The sequence below is a fragment of the Nocardia sp. NPDC058497 genome (assembly GCF_042720195.1).
Taxonomy (GTDB): Bacteria; Actinomycetota; Actinomycetes; order Mycobacteriales; family Mycobacteriaceae; genus Nocardia.
Genome location: NZ_JBHXMY010000553.1, coordinates 1 through 3,874 on the forward strand (window position 1 = coordinate 1; position 3,874 = coordinate 3,874).

Consider the following 3,874-nt stretch of genomic DNA (forward strand, 5'->3'; position numbering starts at 1 on the left):
ACCCAGTGGGTGTGGGTCCCCCCGATCTCGCCCCGCTGCGGGGCGCGGCGGGGGGCTTTGGGGTCGGCGGTGCCCGCACCGTCGATGAGCACGGTGTCGTCCTTGGTGACGACGACGCGACGCGCCTGACCGAGCTGCTCGATGGTGGCCTCGCGCAGGGTGACACCGAGATCGGGGTTGATCACGGTGCCGCCGGTGACGACGGCCAGGTCGTCGAGGAACGCCTTGCGACGGTCACCGAAGAACGGCGCCTTGACCGCGACGGCCTTGATCGTCTTGCGGATCGAGTTGACCACCAGGGTGGACAGCGCCTCGCCCTCGATGTCCTCGGCGATGATCAGCACGGCCTTGCCGGACTCGGCGATCTTCTCGAGCAGCGGCAGCAGGTCGGGCAGCGAGCTGATCTTGTCGCGGTGCAGCAGGACGTAGGTGTCCTCCAGCACGGCCTGCTGGGTCTCGGGGTCGGTCACGAAGTAGGGCGAGAGGTAGCCCTTGTCGAACTGCACGCCCTCGGTGATGACGAGTTCGGTCTGCGTGGTCGAGGACTCCTCGACGGTGACGACGCCGTCCTTGCCGACGGTGGTCAGCGCCTTGCCGACCATCTCGCCGATCTCCTCGTCGCGCGAGGAGACGGTGGCGACCTGGGCGATGGCCTTCTCGCCGGAGACCGGGGTCGACGCGGCGAGCAGGACCTCCGACACCTTCTCGGCGGCCAGCGCGATGCCCTGGCCGAGGGAGATCGGGTTGGCGCCCGCGGCGACGTTCTTCAGGCCCGCGCGCACGAACGCCTGGGCCAGCACGGTCGCGGTGGTGGTGCCGTCGCCCGCCACGTCGTTGGTCTTGGTGGCGACGCTCTTGACGAGCTGGGCGCCGAGGTTCTCGAAGGGATCTTCGAGGTCGATGTCACGCGCGATGGTGACACCGTCGTTGGTCACGGTCGGGCCACCGAAGGCCTTCGCCAGCACGACGTGGCGGCCACGGGGACCGAGGGTCACCTTGACGGCGTCGGCGAGCTTGTCGACACCGCGTTCCAGAGCCCGGCGAGCCTTCTCGTCGAACTCGATCTGCTTTGCCATAGGGGATTCAGCTCCTGTGTGAGAACGCAGTCCGCCCCGGGTCGCTGGACGACGCCGGGGCGGAAAGCGAATGCGGCGTTGGCCTACTTGGTGACGACGGCCAGGATGTCGCGCGCCGACAGGATGAGGTACTCCCCACCCTGGTACTTGATCTCGGTGCCGCCGTACTTGCTGTAGATGACGACGTCGCCTTCCTTGACGTCGACGGGGATGCGGTCACCCTTGTCGGTGATCCGGCCCTCGCCGACGGCGATGACGGTGCCCTCCTGCGGCTTCTCCTTGGCCGTGTCCGGGATGACCAGGCCGGAGGCCGTCGTCGTCTCGGCCTCGTTGGCCTGGACGAGGATCTTGTCCTCGAGCGGCTTGATGTTCACGCTCGCCACGTTGAGCCCTCCACTTTCAGGGGAAATTCGGTCGTCCGGAACTGTTGTCCCGGACCGGGTTTCGGTCTACATGCGACTCTGCGCGTCAGCCCCGTCGTCGCGGGTGCCGGGACCCGAAGCCCAGAAGTCGACTGGCACAAGTACAGCTACACAGTGCCGACTAGCACTCTATACGTGAGAGTGCCAGCGCTCAAGGCCGGGTTCTGCCAATGTCGCGTTTTCGACACGCCCACACTCGCCAGTGATCTTCACTTCGCCTGCCGATATCTGTAACGTTCGCATAACAGGCTGTGAAAGGATATGTATAGCGTTCCATCGAGATGGTCGGCGTCACAGAACCATCCGCTCGAAGGGAGGTGAACATGCGAACATCCCTCGGCATCTCTGCCGGTAACGAGGTGGTGTGCTCAGCACTGGTCGCCACCGGACCGTCCGGTGAGCAGAGCTTCGACTACCGGGTCGTCTCCGCCGACGCGGCGCACTCCGACCTCGGCGATCTCGTGTCGTCCTCGATCGAGCTGATGACCACCCAGCTGCCCGTCTCCCAGAGCGCGGGCATGGTCGGCGAGCCACTCGGTCGCTACGCCGGCGCGCATCGCAGGGCCGAGTCGGCCCGGACGCGGCCACCGACCAGCGTCGCCGTGGCGTACCGGAACAAGGAGCAGGCGCAGGCAATTCGCGCGGCCACCACCCGGCATCGTGATCTTCGATTAGTGCCCGAGGGCACCGCGGCGATGACCTACTTACGCGATACCGGCCTGCTCGACCGCTACGCCACCATCGCGGTGGTCGACCTCGGCGCGACCGGACTCACCGTCACCGTCGTCGACTACGCCGACGGCACGATCCTGCACACCGAGCGCACGCCGACGCTGAGCGGCAACGCCATCGACGAGCTGATCTACCACCATCTCGTCGACCTGCACTACGCCCGTCGCGGCACCAGGCCCAACCGCGGCACCCTGACCAATCGGGGCAGGGCGGCCAAGGAGCACCTGTCGATCGCGCCCGCGGTCACCATCGATCACGTGGCCGGTCAGCCGCTCAAGCTGACCCGCTCCGATTTCGAGGAGCTGATCGGCGGGCTGCTGCGCAATATCGCGCTGTTCTCCGCGTCGGTGTTCAGCCGGGCGCCGCAGTATCCCGAGGCGGTCGTGGTGATCGGCGGCTGCGCCAACATTCCCGCCGTCGTCGACACGCTGCACGAGCGATTAGACGTGCCGGTGCTCACCGTGCCCGATCCGGAGGCCGTGATCGCCAAGGGCGCGGCGCTGGTCGCCGATGCCGCCGCGCCGTCGGCCCTGTTACCCGCCGCGCTCGGTGACGCGCCGAGCGGCACGTTCACCAAGGTGGTCGGGACGCTGGCGGGCGCGGTCGTCGTCGTCGGCCTGGTGATCGGCTACGGCGTGCAGGCCATCACGCCCGACACCACCGATGTCACCCCGGCGGGCACCAGCAGCACCGTGCGCCAGCCGTTACCCGTGGCGCCGCAATTACCGCCGGCACCGCTGAACCGCGAGAGCAGCGACCGCACCGGTATCACCACCGCGCCGCCCACCACCGAAACCCAGGCGCCGAGCCCGATCGCGCCGACCACGCCCGCGCCGACCAGCGCGGCCCCGGCACCCAGCCCCTCCGGGCCCAGCCCGACGGCCCCGACGCTGCGTCCCGACCCGAACCTGCCGCAGATCCCGTATCCGGAATCGCCACTCGGCCCGATGAACAGCGGATCCTCGGGCGGCCAGCAACAGCGTCCGTCGACACCGAACACCTCCCCCACCCAGGCCCCCGCTCACGGATTCCTGCCGATCCCGCCTGCCGCGAGCCTGCCGGACGAAGCACCGCTCCAGCTGATCGACTAGGAGTAGACCAACCTACGTGCTCGTCGCCTACGGGCCGGGACATCACCCGTCGACCACCGCGTTGAACGTTCACTATCCCGCCGACCAGTCGCAGTCGGACCGTCCAGAGCGATTAGTGAATCCTCAGCGCATATCCACAGCACAATCGGCGGACTTCGAAGTCCCTAGCGGCCGCACCGGAGTCAGCTAGCGCGCAGGCGCCGCACCATGGGCATCAGGCAGCGGGCGCCAGCCCAGAGGCTGGAACGGTCAGCCGCGCAGGGCACTCACCGAGACCGGCAGACCCGGATCCGTAGCCACGGTCAGCTCGGCGGGTTGCGCACCCGCCGCGATCACATGGGCGCCGAGCGCCGCGATCATCACGCCATTGTCGGTGCACAGCCGCGGCTTCGGCACCCGCAGTGTCAATCCCGCCGCGGTGCAACGCTCTTCGGCGAGCGAGCGGATGCGCGAGTTGGGGGGGGGGGGGGCGCCGGGCCCGGCGCGCGCCCGCCCCACCAGCGCGCAGCCTCGAACACAAAACACAAACACACAACACCGCTGAAAAGAGAGG

At 68.3% G+C, this 3,874-nt stretch carries 3 protein-coding genes and 1 pseudogene; 1 reads left to right on the forward strand and 3 read right to left on the reverse strand.

Going from position 1 to position 3,874, the window contains the following annotated elements:
- Both groEL and groES read right to left on the reverse strand, forming a co-directional pair.
- On the reverse strand, positions 1–1,076 hold a 1,076-nt coding region (groEL, locus tag ACFWPJ_RS27035; protein WP_378855433.1), incomplete at its 3' end, for a chaperonin GroEL.
- Positions 1,077–1,159: 83 nt separating this feature from the next.
- Entirely contained in the window at positions 1,160–1,459 is a 300-nt protein-coding gene (gene groES / locus ACFWPJ_RS27040; RefSeq protein ID WP_110037083.1) for a co-chaperone GroES, read from the reverse strand.
- A gap of 362 nt (positions 1,460–1,821) precedes the next feature.
- On the opposite strand from groES, the gene ACFWPJ_RS27045 reads away from it, so the two are divergent.
- Positions 1,822–3,321 carry an Hsp70 family protein gene (locus tag ACFWPJ_RS27045; RefSeq protein ID WP_378855435.1) on the forward strand — a complete coding sequence of 500 codons (1,500 nt, stop codon included), beginning with the start codon at positions 1,822–1,824 and terminating at the stop codon, positions 3,319–3,321.
- Positions 3,322–3,570: 249 nt separating this feature from the next.
- Here ACFWPJ_RS27045 and ACFWPJ_RS27050 read toward each other — a convergent pair.
- Positions 3,571–3,874: pseudogene (locus tag ACFWPJ_RS27050) on the reverse strand (tRNA (adenosine(37)-N6)-threonylcarbamoyltransferase complex transferase subunit TsaD); the annotation flags it as partial.

Bases quoted from the DNA above. Each gene is read 5' to 3' on its own strand.
- ACFWPJ_RS27045 (WP_378855435.1), top strand. From the start codon at position 1,822: ATGCGAACATCCCTCGGCATCTCTGCCGGTAACGAGGTGGTGTGCTCA.